The organism is Flavobacterium sp. UW10123 (assembly GCF_040538975.1).
Taxonomy (GTDB): domain Bacteria; phylum Bacteroidota; class Bacteroidia; order Flavobacteriales; family Flavobacteriaceae; genus Flavobacterium.
The window spans coordinates 1-723 of the sequence record NZ_JBEWQE010000042.1 but is presented as its reverse complement, the minus strand read 5'-3'; the positions used below and the strand labels follow the sequence as shown (position 1 = coordinate 723).

Here is a 723-nt window from a genome sequence, read left to right as displayed (position 1 = left end):
GAACGGCATCATCAACCAAAGATTCTTTTACTTTTCCAGATTTTACTAAATCAACCAATTTCGCCACATACAAATACGATTCCATATCCATATCAGAACCTGCAATTACAGCTTTTGCAGTTGCATCAGCTTCGTCTTTTGCATAACCGTGCGCAATCATTTCGCGAATCGAAGCATAATCTGAAATTACAAATCCGTCAAACTTCCATTTCCCTTTTAAAATATCTCTTTGCAAAAAGGCATTTCCAGTTGCCGGAACACCGTTCAAAGTATTAAACGAATTCATAAACGTACGAACTCCCGCTTGAACTGTCGCTTTAAAAGGAGGCAGAACCGAATTGTACAATTTAGAATTGCTGATATCTACAATATTATATTCCAATCCAGCTTCAACATAGCCATACGCCGCAAAGTGTTTCGCACAAGCCGCAATCGTATTTACTTTAGCCAAATCGGCAGCTGTTTCTCCTTGAAAACCTTTCACACGCGCATAACCCACTTTGCTTCCCAAATAAGGATCTTCTCCTGCGCCTTCCATCACACGTCCCCAACGGGCATCATTTGCCACATCGACATTTGGTCCAAAAGTCCAGTTAATTCCAGATGCCGAAGCTTCATCTGCCGCAATCGCCGCCGATTTCTTAATCGCATCCAAATCCCAACTCGCTGCTTCTGCCAGCGGAATCGGACTTAACGTTTTATAGCCATGAATTACGTCAAAAC

1 protein-coding gene is annotated in these 723 nt (G+C 42.2%); it reads right to left on the bottom strand.

The window, feature by feature from the left end; translation table 11 throughout:
* A partial coding sequence (locus ABXT06_RS22770; RefSeq protein ID WP_354592758.1) for a glycoside hydrolase family 3 N-terminal domain-containing protein occupies positions 1-723 on the bottom strand: 723 nt, incomplete at both ends.